The sequence below is a fragment of the Myxococcus sp. CA051A genome, from assembly GCF_013336705.1.
Lineage (GTDB): Bacteria > Myxococcota > Myxococcia > Myxococcales > Myxococcaceae > Myxococcus > Myxococcus llanfairpwllgwyngyllgogerychwyrndrobwllllantysiliogogogochensis.
In genome coordinates this window covers 547,337-562,141 of sequence record NZ_JABUMS010000005.1, presented here as the reverse complement: position 1 = coordinate 562,141, position 14,805 = coordinate 547,337, and the positions used below count along the sequence as shown (strand labels likewise).

Below are 14,805 nucleotides of genomic sequence, written 5' to 3'. Positions count from 1 at the left end.
GGGGTGTGGAGCTCGTCCGGGCTGATTGCGGCCGGCGGCTTAATAACAGGCGAGGCCGACAATCGCGGGCCTCAACGACTACCCACATGCATCTTCATTCCCAGCGTGAAAGTGGAAGGAGGACTGATCCACTCTCAGCAAGAAATCGAGACTCAGGCCCTACCGAACAAGCCTTTGAGCCATCGTACGAAGCCTCGCGACTTCGCGCTCACCAAGGCCGGTACCGCGTGGACGTTGGATTGCGGCGCGGCTGTGACCTTCGGAGGAGCGATTCGTGGAGCCGAGGTAGTTGTCACGCCCGCAGGAGCCCTCATCGGCGCCGGACTGGCGGTGCCTGTTCCCGTCGTGCTCACGGTGCGCGTCGGCGTGGAGCCCGTCGCCTGTGCCGCGGCGGCCGTTCCTTCGGCGTCCAACTGGGCGAGCTTCGCCTTCACGGCGTCGGGCGTGTCGCGCGTGGAGAAGGTGCTCGTCACCTCGCGCCCGGAGGAGGACTCGCGCGCGGTGACCTTCAACAGTGACTCGTTGTTCACCTCGAACGTCACCGACACCTGCACGGCGCCACGCGGGAGCTTGGGCAGTCCCGCGAGTTTCAGCGTGCCCAGGTACTCGTTGTCGGACGCCTTGTCGGAGTCGCCCTGGAACACGGTGAGCTCCAGCTCCGTCTGGCCGTCGCGGTGCGTGGAGAGGGTGTAGCTCTTGGTGGAGGGCAGCGAGGTGTTGCGCTCCAGCACGGGCTTGAAGCGTCCACCGGGCAGGCCCACGCCAATGGCCATGGGGAGCACGTCGATGAGCACCACGCCCTCGAGCTGCCCCAGGCTGTGCGCCAGGAGCGCGGCCCCCAGGGCCACCGCTTCGTCGGGGTGGACGCCCTTGCTCGGCGGCTTGCCGAAGAAGCGGGTGATCTTCTCGTGCACCAGCGGGAAGCGGCTCTGGCCTCCGACGAGGATGACCTCGTCGATGTCCTTGGGGCCCAGGTTCTTCACCCGGAGGACCTCCTCGCAGACCTGGACGGTGCGGTCGACGAGCCCTTCCGTCAGCTCGATGAGCTTCTGCCGCGTGAGCGTGACGTCCAGGTCGTACGGCTTGTCCTCGATCATCGTGACGAAGGCCACATGCACCCGCATCTCCGAGCGCTCCGACAGCGCGCACTTCGCGCGCTCCGCCGCGTCGTTGATGCGCTGCATGGCCACCCGGTCGCCCTGGAAGGCCCGGCCCGTCTTCTTCTGAAACTCCTCCAGCAGGTACGCGACGATGGCGTTGTCGAAGTCGATGCCACCCAGGAAGGTGTCGCCGCCGGTGGAGATGACCTCGTAGACGTTGTCGGCCAGCTCCAGCACGGACGCGTCGAACGTGCCACCGCCCAGGTCGTACACCAGCACGCGCTGGTTGAGCTTGCGGCCGTAGCCGTACGCGAGCGCCGCGGCGGTGGGCTCGTTGAGGATGCGCTCGACGTAGAGCCCCGCGAGCTTGCCGGCCTCGCGCACCGCGTGGCGCTGGTTGTCGTTGTAGTACGCCGGGACGGTGATGACGGCGCGGGACACGGGCTGGCCCAGCTGGTTCTGGGCGACTTCGCGCACCTCGCGCAGGATGAGCGCGGAGATCTGCTGGAGCGTGTAGACGCGGTCCGACAGCTTCACGCCCGCGTCACCGTTCTCTCCCGCGGTGATCTCGTAGTGGAACTTGTCCTTGATGGACCCGACGATGGCGGACTCGTACGCGCGCCCCACCAGGCGCTTGGCGCCGTACACCGTGTGCCGGGGGTTGGTGAGCATCTGCCCCTTGGCGGGGTGGCCCACCACCAGCTTGCCGCGCGTGTTGACGGCGATGATGGAGGGCACCGTGTTGTGGCCCTCGCGGCTGTTGAGCACCCCGGGCTTGCCGTTGCGCACATAGGCGGCACACGAGTTCGTCGTGCCCAGGTCGATGCCAATCACCACACCCGCGCGCTTGGGCTCCGCCGTGTTCAGGTCCAACGCCGCGTCCGACATCATCGTCGCGGGCACCGGGGCGACTCCGCCCGGAGGGGGGGCGACCTGGGCGGCGACGACCTGGGGATTCGCCTGCCGTGGCGGAGGTGGGACGGTGTAGTCCGGAGCACCCACGCCCGTGGGGACCGGGGGCGCGTCCGACTGGGCGTGGGGCAGGGCGGCGACCGCCGAGTCGAGGAAGCGGCGCGTCTGGGGGTCCATCCCCAGGAAGCGCAGGCCCATGCCCACCACGCCCTGGCCTCCCTGCCCGGTGACGAAGTGGACCACGGCCTGCGCGTGGATGAGCCGCTCGCCGCTCGCCAGCCGAAGGTCCAGCGTGACGGCCGTCCCAGGAGGCTTCACCGCGCGAGCGCGCAGGTAGATGCCACCCCGGGTGACGTTGCCGCCATACTTCGCCAGGAACTCCTCCGGCGTCGCGAATGGCAGCTTCACGACCAACCCGACCGCCGCCTGATTCGATTCCGTCAAAGCCCGGTTCCTGAGACGTGAGTGAAAAGCCCGGTCGGATTATCGCTTGAAGTGCGAGTGAACGGGCGTCAAAAAGTCCACCCTTCCAGGTTGCGTGGGGACAACGTACCTCGTATGGAACCGCACCCTCGGGGCGCTGGTGCCTCGTGGGCCCTTCGCCCCGGGAGCGCCGCCCATGTTGAACCCCGAGATCCGGCTCGCACTCACCTTCGATGACGTCCTCCTGGTGCCCGCCGAAAGTTCGGTTGTCCCCAAGGATGCGGACCTGTCGACCCGCCTCACGCGCAACCTTCGCCTGAACATCCCGCTCCTGTCGGCGGCGATGGACACGGTGACGGAGTCGCGCACCGCCATCGCCATGGCGCAAGAGGGCGGCATCGGTGTCATCCACAAGAACATGACCCCCGAGCAGCAGGCGCTCGAGGTGACCAAGGTCAAGAAGTTCGAAAGTGGAATGGTGGTGGACCCCGTCACCATCGACCCCGAGGCCCCGTTGGGCCGCGCCATCGAGCTGATGCGGCACCATGGCGTGTCGGGCATCCCCGTGGTGAAGGGGCGTCGCCTCGTCGGCATCGTCACCAGCCGCGACGTGCGCTTCGAGACCAACCTCACGCAGAAGGTCGAAGCGGTGATGACGCGCAAGCTCGTCACCGGCCGCGAGGGCATCATCCAGGGGGATGCGCAGAAGCTGCTGCACGAGCACCGCATCGAAAAGCTGCTCATCGTCAACGACGACTTCGAGCTTCGCGGCCTCATCACCATCAAGGACATCGAGAAGCGCAGGACGAACCCGAACGCGGCCAAGGACGGCAAGGGGCGCCTCCTGTGCGCCGCCGCCGTGGGCGTGTCTCCGGACCGCGAGGCGCGCATCGACGCGCTCGTGAAGGCGGGCGTGGACGTCATCGTCGTCGACACCGCGCACGGCCACTCCAAGGGCGTGGTGGACGGGGTGCGGGACACGCGCAAGAACTTCAAGGGCTTCGAGCTCATCGCCGGCAACGTCGCCACCGCCGAGGCCACCCGCGCGCTCATCCAGGCGGGCGTGGACGCGGTGAAGGTGGGCATCGGCCCCGGCTCCATCTGCACCACCCGCGTCGTCGCCGGCGTGGGCGTGCCGCAAGTCACCGCGGTGGATGACTGCTGCCGCGAGGCGGAGAAGCACGACATCCCCATCATCTCGGATGGCGGCATCAAGTACTCGGGCGACATCGTCAAGGCGCTCGCGGCCGGAGCCAGCACGGTGATGATCGGCTCGCTCTTCGCCGGCACCGAGGAGGCCCCCGGAGACGTCATCCTGTACCAGGGCCGCAGCTACAAGAGCTACCGGGGCATGGGCAGCCTGGGCGCGATGAAGCAGGGCGCCAAGGACCGCTACTTCCAGTCGGACGTGGACGCGGTGAAGCTCGTTCCCGAGGGCATCGAAGGCCGGGTGCCGTACAAGGGCACGCTCGCGATGAACGTCCACCAGATGCTGGGCGGCATCCGCAGCGGCATGGGCTACGTGGGCTGCGGCACCATCGACGAGCTGCGCAAGAACGCGACCTTCGTGCGCATCACCTCGGCGGGCCTCAAGGAGAGCCACGTCCACGACGTCATCATCACCGAAGAGGCCCCCAACTACCGCGTGGAGTAGCCGTCAGAACGGGCGGCTCCTGGAACGAAAAGAGGGCCCACGCCAGGCGGCGGGGCCCTCGGTTGTTTCGGCCGGGAAGGCGGCTACTTGCGGCCCTTGCGACCGCCGGAGCCGGAGTCCTCGGAGGACGGCGACGCGGCGGAGATCTTCCCCTCGGCGCCGGCCACGCGGCTGAGCAGGGCGTCCTTGTCGTCGGGCTCCAGCGTTTCAATGGCCTGGCGCAGGGTGTTGAAGTCGAGCCGGGCGATGGTGACGGTGTTGCCGCCCTTGATCTCCTGCACGGTGGGCACCATCACCAGCTCGCGCATGTAGGTCTCGAACTCCACCTTCACGTCGGCCGTCTGCTGGATGCAGGTGTCCCGTGCATTGACGATCTGCTGGCTGCCCTCGCGGTAGCTCAGGTCCGGGTTGCGGTTCATCGCCTCCTCGAACGTGGTGGTCCGCTTGCGCAGCGAGGAGTACAGCTCGATGTAGTCGACGAGGCGGTCCGTCTCGGGGCGATTGACGTTGCGGGCCTTGCCCAGTGCGTCGGTGGTGTCGTCACAGGTGAGCTTCTGGAGATCGGAGACCCCTGGCGTGTCTTTGACAGCCAGGTTCTGGGTCTCGCGGTCCAGTCGCTCGTCGGAGGAGATTTCCTTCACGCATCCAGAGGCGGAGAGGAACAAGAGGGTCGCAGCAGTGGAAGCGGACAGGCGGCGGAGCATCCGGACCTCGAACAATTGAGGGGACTTGGGCGTTGCTTTCCGGAAGTTTGTAGCGATAAGGGCCCCCAGCCGTCAACGACGCCCCTTGGAGAACCTCCGGTGGACCTGCACGCCGAGAAGATCCTGATCCTCGATTTCGGGAGTCAGTACACCCAGCTCATCGCCCGGAGGGTGCGCGAACTGGGCGTTTATTGCGAAATCCACCGCCCGGACCTCCCGGCGGAGGATATCCGCCGCTATGCCCCCCGGGGCATCATCCTCTCCGGAGGCCCGGCGTCCGTGGAGGCGCCTGGTTCCCCCCGGTGTGACCCGTTCGTCTTCGAGGCGGGCGTGCCCGTCCTCGGCATCTGCTACGGCCTCCAGCTCACCGCCAAGCTCCTGGGCGGGCGCATTGACCGGGGCGCACACCGTGAGTTCGGCAACGCGGAGGTCGAGGTCCTGGCGCCCCGCGGGCCCTTCTCGGAGTTCAAACCCGGAGACCGGGTCCAGGTGTGGATGAGCCACGGAGACCGGGTGGAGGAGCTTCCGCCCGGTTTCGAGGCCATTGGTCGCAGTGGCAATTCGCCCTTCGCTGCGGCGGCCCACCAGACCAAGCCCTTCTACGGCCTCCAGTTCCACCCGGAAGTCGTACATACCCCGCAAGGCAAGGCCATGCTGCGCGCCTTCCTCTTCAACGACTGCAAGGTGAGCGGCTCGTGGACGATGAAGGGCTTCATCGACGAGGCGGTGGCCACCATCCGCCGCCAGGTGGGTGAGCAGGGCCGGGTCATCTGCGCGCTGTCCGGCGGCGTGGACAGCTCCGTGGCCGCGCTGCTGCTCCACCGCGCCATCGGCCCCCGGCTCCAGTGCATCTTCGTGGACAACGGGGTGCTGCGGCAGGGGGAGCGCGCCCAGGTGGAGGGGCTCTTCGTGGACCGCTTCCACGTCCCGCTGAAGACGGTGGATGCGCGGGCCCGGTTCCTGGACGCGCTGGCCGGCGTGACGGACCCGGAGAAGAAGCGGAAGATCATCGGCCGTGAGTTCATCGCCGTGTTCGAGGAGGCCTCGCGCGACATCCAGGACGCCGGGTTCCTGGCACAGGGCACGCTGTACCCGGACGTCATCGAGTCCGTCTCGTACAAGGGCCCCTCCGTCACCATCAAGAGCCACCACAACGTGGGCGGCCTGCCGGAGACGATGAAGCTCAAGCTGGTGGAGCCGCTGCGCGAGCTGTTCAAGGACGAGGTCCGCGCCCTGGGCCGCGAACTGGGGCTGCCCGAGGACATGGTGAACCGCCAGCCGTTCCCCGGTCCCGGCCTGGCCATCCGCGTGCTGGGCGAAGTCACGGAAGCCCGCCTGGAGCTGGTGCGCCGCGCGGACGCCATCGTCCAGGAGGAGATTCGCGCCGCGGGGCTCTACAAGGAGCTGTGGCAGGCCTTCGCCGTGCTGCTGCCCGTTCAGAGCGTGGGCGTCATGGGCGACGAGCGCACCTACGAGTCCACCTGCGTGCTGCGCGCCGTCACCAGCGTGGACGGCATGACCGCGGACTGGGCCCGGCTGCCGTACCCCGTGCTGGAGCGCATCTCCACGCGCATCACCAACGAGGTGCGCGGCATCAACCGCGTCGCCTACGACGTGTCTTCCAAGCCCCCGGCCACCATCGAGTGGGAGTGAGCCGGGAGTAGGGTGCCCGCTGGAAACGCGAAAGAGGCTGCCTGGCGAACGTGCCCAGGCAGCCTCTTCGTGCTTCAGGGGTCCGGGGGTTGAGCCCGGGCCCCTTCAGGCGGGGTGAATCACCCGGCCGGCTTCGTGGGGACCGAGGGAATCTTGGTGCTGCCCGGACGCAGCTCCTCGAGCACCCGGGTGGCGCCGTAGATCTTCTTCAGCGACTCGATGATGGCGTCGCTGTGCACGGCCACGGTGCGGTTGACGGACTCGTCGAAGCCGTACTCACCGCCCAGGGACTGGATGTTGCCGTCGAACACCAGGCCGACGATCTCCGCGTCCTTGTTGATCATCGGGGAACCGGAGTTGCCGCCGATGATGTCGTTGCTGGTGACCAGGTTCATCGCCGTGGCGCCGTCGAGCAGCTTCTCCGACTTCAGCCAGGAAGGCGGAAGGGCGAAGGGCTCCTCGCCCGTGGCGTGCTCGAACGTCCCGGCCATCTGGGTGACGGGCTCCACCTTCTTGCCGTCCTCCATGTAGCCCTTCACCGAGCCGTAGGACAGGCGCAGGCTGAACGTCGCGTCCGGGTACTGGTTGGTGCCGTAGGCCTCGAACTTCGCCTTGGCGACCAGCTCCGCGTTCTTCTTGATGACCGCGTCGATGTTCTCCTCGTAGTTCTTGCGGACCGCGCGGCCATCCGCGTCGAGCGCGAGGGCCAGCTGGATCATCGGGTCCTTCGAAGCGGCAATCGCCGCCTTGCCGCCGTCGAGCAGGCCCTTGCGCACGGCCACGTCACAGACCTTGGAGCCCTTCACGTCCTTGAGGACGCAGAGCTTGGAGCCCTTGACCAGCCGGGCCGCCAGCTTCTCGGGGGACTCCTTGCCCAGGACCTTCTTGACGAACGGGTGGTTGGAGCCGAGCTCCTCGCGCATCTTCGTCAGGCCGAACGACAGGCGCATGATCTCCAGCTCCGGGTAGATGGGCGCCGGGCTGAGCAACTGGGCCGTGAGGGCCGGCACGTTGGCCTGGTTGAACTCACGCAGGCGCTGGCCGTTCTCCTTGGGGAGCTCCTCGGAGGCGCGCACCAGCGTCTTGGCGATGCTGTACAGGCTGGAGGACAGGCCGTTGCCCTGCTCGACGAAGGCCAGGTCCTTGCGGACGTTGACGAGCTGGCTCTGCGCCTTGGCGATCTCATCCCACGCCGCGCCGTACTTCTTCTTCATCTCCGGGTTGGCGTCGACCTTCTTGCGCAGCTCCTGCTCGGCGGCGACCTTCTGGCCGAAGAACTTCTTGTCCTGCAGCGCCTCCAGGCGGCCCTTGGTCGCCTTCAGGCCGTTCTCCACGCCGAAGAGCAGGTTGTTGGAGATGCGCTTCTGCTCGGGGCCGCGCTTCTGGAACTCCGTCACCATGCCGCGCACTTCGGACATCATGAAGAGCATCTTCGGCATGGCCACGTCGCGCTGGTACTCCAGCTCCGCGATGGTCAGCCCGCGCGAGGTGCGGCCGGGGTGGCCGGACACGAAGGTGAGGTCACCCTCCTTGGCGCTCTTCTCGGACCACTTGAAGAAGTTCTCCGTCTTGGCCGGCTTGCCGTCCTGGTAGACGCGCAGGAACGTCACGTCCAGGTCCCACCGGGGGAACTCGAAGTTGTCCGGGTCGCCGCCGAAGAAGGCGATGGCGTGCTCGGGGGCCATCACCAGGCGCACGTCCTGGAAGCGGCGGTACTTGTAGAGGTTGTACTTGCCGCCCTGGTACAGGGTGACGACGTCGCAGCGCACCTTGGCGTCGCCCGCGGAGCACGCCTGCTCCAGCTCGGACATCTTCGCCTTCAGGGTGTCGCTGTACGGCTTGCCGGACAGCCCCGCGGTCGCCTTGTTCAGCGCCTCGGTGACGTCGGTGATCTGCTCCAGCTGGTTGATCTCCATCGCCGGGCACTGCGTCTCCTCGGCTTCGGTCTTCGCGTAGAAGCCGTTGGCGATGTAGTCCTTCTTGGCGCCGGAGAGCTGCTCGATACAGCCGCGAGCACAGTGGTGATTCGTCATCACCAGGCCGTTGGCGGACACGAAGCTGGCGGAGCAGCCGCCCGCGAGCCGCGCGGAGGACAGCCGGGCCTTGTCGAGCCACTCCTGCGAAGGCTCGAAGCCGTACTTCTCCTTCACCTTCGCGGACGGGAAGTTGTTGTACGTCCACATGCCTTCGTCGGCCAGCGCGGGGGCGGCGCCGACAAGGGTGGCAATCAGGAACAACCGTTTCATTGGACAGGTCCTTTCCAGGGCCGGGGGTGTCGCGGTTCTGCGGTAACCCACTGCCTCGGTCAACCGGGAAAAAAGCTGGGAAGAATTCCCAACCCCTGGAACATCCAGGCGGCCTGGGGATTCCTCGTCAGTGCGAGGAGTCCTACGAGATGTCGCTGCCCGTGATTGCACGATTCGAGCGGATGACCGCTCCCCAGGGTTGGCTATCGCAGCGCGTCGAGAACCCGCCGCTCCGGGTCGGGTCGCCGTGACTCAGGTGCGCATGGCCACGAGCGGGTCCACGCGGGTGGCGCGGCGCGCGGGAAACCAGCAGGCCAGCAGGGCGACGAGGGCGAACAGGGTGGCCACGGCGCCGAAGGTGAGGGGGTCCGTGGCGGTGATTCCGTGGAGCTGGCTTTCGAGCAACCGGGTCAGCGCCAGGGAGCCCACGAGCCCCAGGGCGATGCCCACTCCCGCGAGCCTCGCGCCCTGGCCGAGCACGAGTCGGAGGACGTCTCCGGGCCGTGCCCCGAGCGCCATGCGGATGCCCAGCTCCCGCGTCCGCTGCGAGACGAGCAGCGAGATGACGCCATAGAGGCCGTAGGTGGATAGCACGAGGGCGAGCGCCGCGAAGCCGCCGAGCAGGCACAGCACGAGCCGCCGGAAGCCGAGCGACTGGGAGATGACCTGGTCCATGGTGAGGGCGCGGAAGACGGGCAGGCTCGAGTCGACCCGGCGCACGGCCTCGCGGACCGAGGGCAGCAAGGTCTCCGGTGGCACCGAGGTTCGAGCGACGAGCACCAGGCTGTCGTCGCCCCAGGGCCGGCCGTAGGGGACGTGGAGCTCGGCCAGCGGCGTCTTGTCCAGGCCGGCCTGTCGCACGTCGCCCACGACGCCGATGATGGTGTGGGCCCCGGTGCCGAGTCGGAGCTGGCGGCCCAGGGCGTTGCCGTCCGGGAAGTGCCGGCGCGCGAGCGTCTCGTTGATGATGACCGTGGCGGGCTGACCGGGGGCCGCGTCGGCGGTGGTGAAGTCGCGGCCTTGCTTGAGCGGGATTCCCACCGTGGCGAAGAAGCCGGGGCTCGTGGAGCGGCGCTCGGCCCTTGGTTCCGAGCCGGCCTCCGGGGGCGGTTCGCCCTCGATGACATAGCGGGCGTTGTTCCATGCACGCTGGATGGGCAGCAGCGACGTCATTCCCACGGCGCTCACCCCGGGCAGCGCTCGCACCTCGTCGAGGATGGGCTCCAGCAGGGTGCTCGGCACGTTTCCGTCCAGGCCCTGCTCGGTGAAGAAACGGCTGTCGGGGATGGCGATGTGCAGCGTGAGCAGTTGCTCCGGAGCGAGCCCGGGGGACGTGCCGAGGAGCTGGAAGAAGCCCCGGCCCAGGAGGCCCGCGCCCACGAGGAGCACCAGACAGACCGCCAGCTCCACGACGACCAGCGTGGACCGGAGGCGTCGGCCGCCCTGGATGGGGGCCCCGCGAAGGTCGAGCCGGGAGAGCTGGAGCGCGGGAAGCAGTCCGAAGGCCAGGCCGCTCCCGATGGAGATGGCGGCGAGGAACAGGAAGGTCGTCCCATCGAGGGAGACCGCGGCCCGGTGTGGCATCGACTCGGGGACCACGGCGAGCAGCGCGTCCAGGCCCCAGTGCGCGAGCAGTCCGCCCAGGGCGCCGCCCGTGAGCGCGAGCAGGAGGCTTTCGACGAGGAGTTGCTGGATGACGCGGGCGCGGGTCGCGCCGAGCGCCACGCGGACGGCGAGTTCCTGCCGGCGGGCACCGGCGCGCGCGAGCAGGATGTTCGCGACATTGGCACAGGCGATGAGGAGGACCAGGGCCACGGCGCCCAGCAGCAGCTTCAGTGGGCCGCTCCAGAGCCGTGTCTGGGCCTCGGCGAGCGAGTCGACCCGGGCGGTGCGTTCCTTGAGGGCATCCGGGCCCGCGGCCGCGATTCCGGCGGTGACGGCCTTGAGCTGCTCGTTGGCCGAGTCCAGGGTGATTCCGGGCGCCAGCCGGGCGCGCACGGAGAGCACCGTGGAATAGCGACCGCCACGGGCATCGGGCGGAGCCACCAGCGGCAGCCAGACGTCCATGTCCGGGGCGAACGACTCGGGAATGACGCCGACGACGGTATGCGGGACATTGTCCAGGAGCACCGTGCGGCCAAGGACGGCGGGATTCGCGCCAAAACGGCGTCGCCAGAGCGCCTCGTTGAGCACCGCGACGGGCTCATGGCCGGGCTGGTCGTCGCCGGGCGCGAAAGTCCGGCCGAGCAACGGGGGGACGCCGTGCACGGTGAAGTAGTCGGCGGTGCCTCGGGTTGTTTCCAGGCGCTCGGAATCGTCGTCCGCGCGGAGAATCGAGCCGCCCACGGTGAATGCCGCCATGTGCTCGAAGGCCCGGGCTTGATCGCGCCAGTCAAAGAACGTGAGCCAGGAGACCGGGCCGCCGGAGCCTTGGGCGCGCAGTTCGACGAGCGACACGAGCCGCTCGGGTTCGGCGTACGGGAGAGGCCGGAGCAGCACGCCGTGGACCACGCTGAAGATGACGGCGTTGGCGCCGATGCCCAGGGCGAGGCAGAGGATGGCGGCGGCCGCGAAGCCGGGCGCACGTCGGAACGTGCGGAACGCGAAGCGCGCATCCGCGAGCAGGTCGTCGAGGAATCTCATAGGGGCCGGTCCGGGAACGCCGTGGTGGAGGTTTGGAAGGCCCGCATCTTGGCCGACCGCCGCGCGCCGATGGCCCGGGAACAGCGGGGAAGAACCCTGGAAAAACGACCCCTGGTTTCCCCTTCGCTTAGTTTACATAACGCATGTTATCGGACCTACTGGCCGGGCATTCACTAGTGATTTCAAGGGCTTCGCAGCTTCTCCGTCCTGCACGCAAGTTCATGACTTTGGCCTCAAGGTTGGGTCATTTGGATACCACCTACGAGGTATTGCACAGGCTGCCGCTGGAGCCCTCGGGCTCGCGCGCCTCGCCTCCCAGCTGAGTCCAAGCGACAATCCCGCGCGGGTCGCTCGGACCTGTCGTGCCCCCACGAGGTGCCACCGTCCATTCACGGTGCCCTCGTGGCCGGCACGGCGTTTGCCCCATCGCGCGGCATCCGAGCCCAACCCATGACCAGCAATACCCCACGGCCCGTCCACCAGGACGCCGCCAAGCCCCAACCCGTTGTCCACATGCGTAGCCGAGGCAATCGCGCCGCCTGCGGCCGAGGCGGTGCCGCGCCCGCATCCACCGATGCGACGGTCGTTACCTGCGCGCGGTGCAGGCGCACCGTCGCGTTTCAGCAGGCCTTCGCGGCCCTAGCCCCGGTTGCCATGGTGGTGCGCGCCGCGAGTCATGGCCGCCCGATGCACTGGGTACGCAACCTCTCCCGCGACGACTCCACCGCCTGCGGCCTCGGCCTCGCAGATGTGAGTTGGAACAGCCAGGAGGCGGAGGTGACGTGCAGCGAGTGCCGAGCACTCATGCGGGCCGCTGTTACCTACAAGCCCGAGCAGCCCGGCGCGGTGGGCCCTGCCGTCGACGAGCCACCCGTGCCGAACGCGGCGCTCCAACTGGAGCTGGACGCTGCACGGTCCTGCCTCCCGTCGGCACACCCGCACTATCCGCTAGACCTGCGCCTGTCGCTGATTGGCACCCGTGAAGCGCTGGAGGAAATACACCGCCTCCTGTCGAGTCGCGACGCCACCCATGCAGACCTGACGCGGGCGTTGAGGTCGGCCATGGACCGCTGCCCGCGCGTAAGTGGCATCTTCAGCGATGCGGCCCAAGCCGTGGAGGGCGTTTGGGATGCACTGGGCGCCATGAAGTGGATTCTGTCGGCGCCGACCGCCACGAGCGAGGCCCGGCCAGCGCGGCAGCTCACTCCTATTCCCACGGTGCCACCGCTGGTGACGCCCGAGGCGCAACGTCGCAGTGCCTTACACGAGGGGCTGGCGCTGCTCGACCGCGCCCGGGCGCAATTCGCGCTGGCCGCGCGGGTGACTGGCTCGTGCCGTGACTGGGACTCGGAGCATGGCGCCGAGCTGCACGACGACGTGCGCGGCCTCTCGCTTGACGCTGAAACGCTCTATCGCCGCGCCCTGTCCGTGAGGATGGGCGAAATCGCGGACCGGACGGAGGGGCCCGCAAAAGCTGCGGTGCTGGCAGCGGGCTGGCGCTGGTTGGGCCGCATCGGCCACGGACGCCGGCAGGGCTACGGCATCGCTCTCCACGACGCCCAGGGCGTGCTGGTGGCGTCCGGATACACGCGCATGCCCGAGGACGCGGCCAGCCTCATGCGGCACCTGAGCCAGCAAATCGCGCGAGGTGGCCACCATGTCGGCTGAATCGCGAGCAGAGGCGCGGGCTCTCCTGGTGATGGCTGCCACGCGTTACGAGCGGGCGCTGGACGAACTCCGTGCGGCGGGCCTGGAGCTGCGCCGCTGCACCGACGGTGGTGTGGACCTGGATGTCATCCGCCGGGCGAACTACGCGCTGCGCGCCCAGGTTGACGACACCGTTGCGCTGCTGCGCTCGCGGCCCGTCATTGAGTCCGTCGACCTGGACGCCGAGGTGCGCAATGGGTAGGTCGCCCGACCCCATCACCTTGGCACGCCACCGAGTCGCTGTGTTGCGCGAGGACCTGGAGCTGCTGGAGGCCGAGCTGTCGCGCTCACGCGGCGGCCGGCGGCACTCCGTTGCGACGGTGCCACCGAACGAGCACCGCGCAGCATGGCTGCGCACGATGTTGGCACGCGCGGAGCTGGTGTTGCGCGCGCTGCGCCTCCGGGCCGTCAACGCGCGTATCGAGAGCATCCGCCGACCACGGGTTGTGCGCCCGGCTGCGGTCCAGCTCGCGCTGTTCGCGCCTGACGCTGACGAGGCACCCGACGCGGCCCCCGAGGACGTTGTGGAGGTGCCAGAGGGCGCGCGGGTGCTCTACCTGCCGCGCCCCACGTGCCCTGGCGAAGTGCGGTTGCACGTCGTGATGGGAGGTGCCGCGTGAGCCTGCAAACAGAGGCGAGCAAGGCCCAGGTGAGGCATGCCACGGCCGGCATATCGCTGCACGCGGCGCAGCGGGCCGAGCTGACGGCGAGCACGCGATGGGCGGATGCGCTGCTCAACTACGGCCCCGGAGCGCGACTGGTTGATGAGGCGCGGCTGGCGTTCGACCACGCGAGGGCCCGGCGCGCGCAGCTCGCGCTCGATCTCGACGCGGCGGCCGAGTCGCTATCGGCGGCGATGACTGCCGTGCACATTGAGGCGCGGCAATGAGCCGGAAGCCTCTGGACCCGAGCCTCGTCATCCTCCCTGGTGGCAAGGTGACGCGCTGGGGAGGGCGCTGCCCCGAGACAACCTGCGAGCAGCACTATGCGGTCGCCATCGCTCACCACGCGACGAAGCGCCAGCAGATGGTCGCCGCTGCTACGGCCGAAGGTGAGGCGCGAAAGGCGTACGTCGCAGCGATAGCGGAGCACGGCCCGTGCTCGTCGTCGGCCAACACGGCACGCATGCGGTGGGACGCTGCGCGCGTGCTCACGCTCGCGGGTGCGGCGAAGTTGGAGGCCGCTTCGTTGCGCGTCATGCGCGCGGCTGATGCGTGGGCGGCCGAAGTGGCATCACAGCTGTACTCGCGGGAACCGGTGGCGCCAGCGCCGCCTGAACCTCTCGCCAGGACGTGGGCGGAGTACATGGACGGAGACGCGCTCTAATGCGTTGCCGCTCATGCTGTAGCACCAACTTGTCTGTGCTCGGTGCACGGACCCTTGCCATGGGTCCGTGAGCCCGGCGCGGCGCAATGGCCGCTGCCCGTTGTGCTGCACGACGCGCCTCCCCTGCCCCGCTGGCATCACCAGCGCTGGGCGGGGGCGGTGCCGTGCTGTGCGCGCGAAACCAGGAGCCCCCCACGGTCCGGTGAGCACTGCGGTACGTCGCCAGAGGCCCGGCCGTGCAGCGGAGCTGCGCGCGCACGGGCCGATGCGTGGCACCCGCGTCGCGGCCGGCTGGCGGCAGCAGCAGAGCGTGTGTCCGGAGCTGGTGTGCTCGGCGTGGGACGCGGGGCGCCCCGCGTCCACCTGCGCTGTCGGTGGATGTGCGCAACCCCGCCCCCACGGTTGCCCCGTCGGTGCTGCGCTGCGGACGCCTGGGG

The 14,805-nt window shown here is 68.7% G+C and carries 11 protein-coding genes; 7 read left to right on the top strand and 4 right to left on the bottom strand.

Features of this window, described 5'->3' with window-relative positions; genetic code table 11:
• Nucleotides 1-152: 152 nt before the first annotated feature.
• Nucleotides 153-2,456 carry a TIGR02266 family protein gene (locus HUA74_RS18460; RefSeq protein ID WP_174455527.1) on the bottom strand — a complete coding sequence of 768 codons (2,304 nt, stop codon included), beginning with the start codon at nucleotides 2,454-2,456 and terminating at the stop codon, nucleotides 153-155.
• Nucleotides 2,457-2,631: 175 nt separating this feature from the next.
• On the opposite strand from HUA74_RS18460, the gene guaB reads away from it, so the two are divergent.
• Nucleotides 2,632-4,089 carry an IMP dehydrogenase gene (guaB, locus tag HUA74_RS18455; protein ID WP_141641090.1) on the top strand — a complete coding sequence of 486 codons (1,458 nt, stop codon included), beginning with the start codon at nucleotides 2,632-2,634 and terminating at the stop codon, nucleotides 4,087-4,089.
• A gap of 83 nt (nucleotides 4,090-4,172) precedes the next feature.
• On the opposite strand, the gene HUA74_RS18450 is transcribed toward guaB, so the two are convergent.
• On the bottom strand, nucleotides 4,173-4,793 hold the full coding sequence (locus HUA74_RS18450) for a hypothetical protein (RefSeq protein WP_174455526.1): 621 nt from the start codon (nucleotides 4,791-4,793) through the stop codon (nucleotides 4,173-4,175).
• Nucleotides 4,794-4,892: 99 nt separating this feature from the next.
• On the opposite strand from HUA74_RS18450, the gene guaA reads away from it, so the two are divergent.
• On the top strand, nucleotides 4,893-6,446 hold the full coding sequence (gene guaA, locus HUA74_RS18445; protein WP_141641088.1) for a glutamine-hydrolyzing GMP synthase: 1,554 nt from the start codon (nucleotides 4,893-4,895) through the stop codon (nucleotides 6,444-6,446).
• A 119-nt stretch (nucleotides 6,447-6,565) separates the two neighbouring features.
• Here the strand turns inward: guaA and HUA74_RS18440 are convergent, their stop codons facing one another.
• Both HUA74_RS18440 and HUA74_RS18435 read right to left on the bottom strand, forming a co-directional pair.
• Nucleotides 6,566-8,692 (bottom strand): S46 family peptidase, encoded by a 2,127-nt coding sequence (locus tag HUA74_RS18440; protein WP_174455525.1) that lies wholly within the window; start codon nucleotides 8,690-8,692, stop codon nucleotides 6,566-6,568.
• A 252-nt stretch (nucleotides 8,693-8,944) separates the two neighbouring features.
• Complete coding sequence (locus HUA74_RS18435) at nucleotides 8,945-11,335, bottom strand: ABC transporter permease (protein WP_174455524.1); 2,391 nt, start codon at nucleotides 11,333-11,335, stop codon at nucleotides 8,945-8,947.
• Nucleotides 11,336-12,139: 804 nt separating this feature from the next.
• On the opposite strand from HUA74_RS18435, the gene HUA74_RS18430 reads away from it, so the two are divergent.
• From HUA74_RS18430 to HUA74_RS18410, 5 genes are read left to right on the top strand one after another with little or no spacing between them, the layout of a single operon-like run.
• Complete coding sequence (locus HUA74_RS18430) at nucleotides 12,140-13,003, top strand: hypothetical protein (protein WP_217443487.1); 864 nt, start codon at nucleotides 12,140-12,142, stop codon at nucleotides 13,001-13,003.
• A complete protein-coding gene (locus HUA74_RS18425; protein ID WP_141641084.1) occupies nucleotides 12,993-13,244 on the top strand; it encodes a hypothetical protein in 252 nt (83 codons plus the stop codon). The genes HUA74_RS18430 and HUA74_RS18425 overlap by 11 nt, the downstream gene beginning before the upstream one ends.
• Nucleotides 13,237-13,662 carry a hypothetical protein gene (locus tag HUA74_RS18420; RefSeq protein ID WP_174455522.1) on the top strand — a complete coding sequence of 142 codons (426 nt, stop codon included), beginning with the start codon at nucleotides 13,237-13,239 and terminating at the stop codon, nucleotides 13,660-13,662. The genes HUA74_RS18425 and HUA74_RS18420 overlap by 8 nt, the downstream gene beginning before the upstream one ends.
• Entirely contained in the window at nucleotides 13,659-13,931 is a 273-nt protein-coding gene (locus tag HUA74_RS18415) for a hypothetical protein (RefSeq protein ID WP_141641082.1), read from the top strand. Before HUA74_RS18420 ends, HUA74_RS18415 begins: the two co-directional genes overlap by 4 nt.
• Nucleotides 13,928-14,368: a hypothetical protein gene (locus HUA74_RS18410; protein WP_141641081.1), complete on the top strand. Its 441-nt coding sequence runs from the start codon at nucleotides 13,928-13,930 to the stop codon at nucleotides 14,366-14,368. The genes HUA74_RS18415 and HUA74_RS18410 overlap by 4 nt, the downstream gene beginning before the upstream one ends.
• Nucleotides 14,369-14,805: the final 437 nt, after the last annotated feature.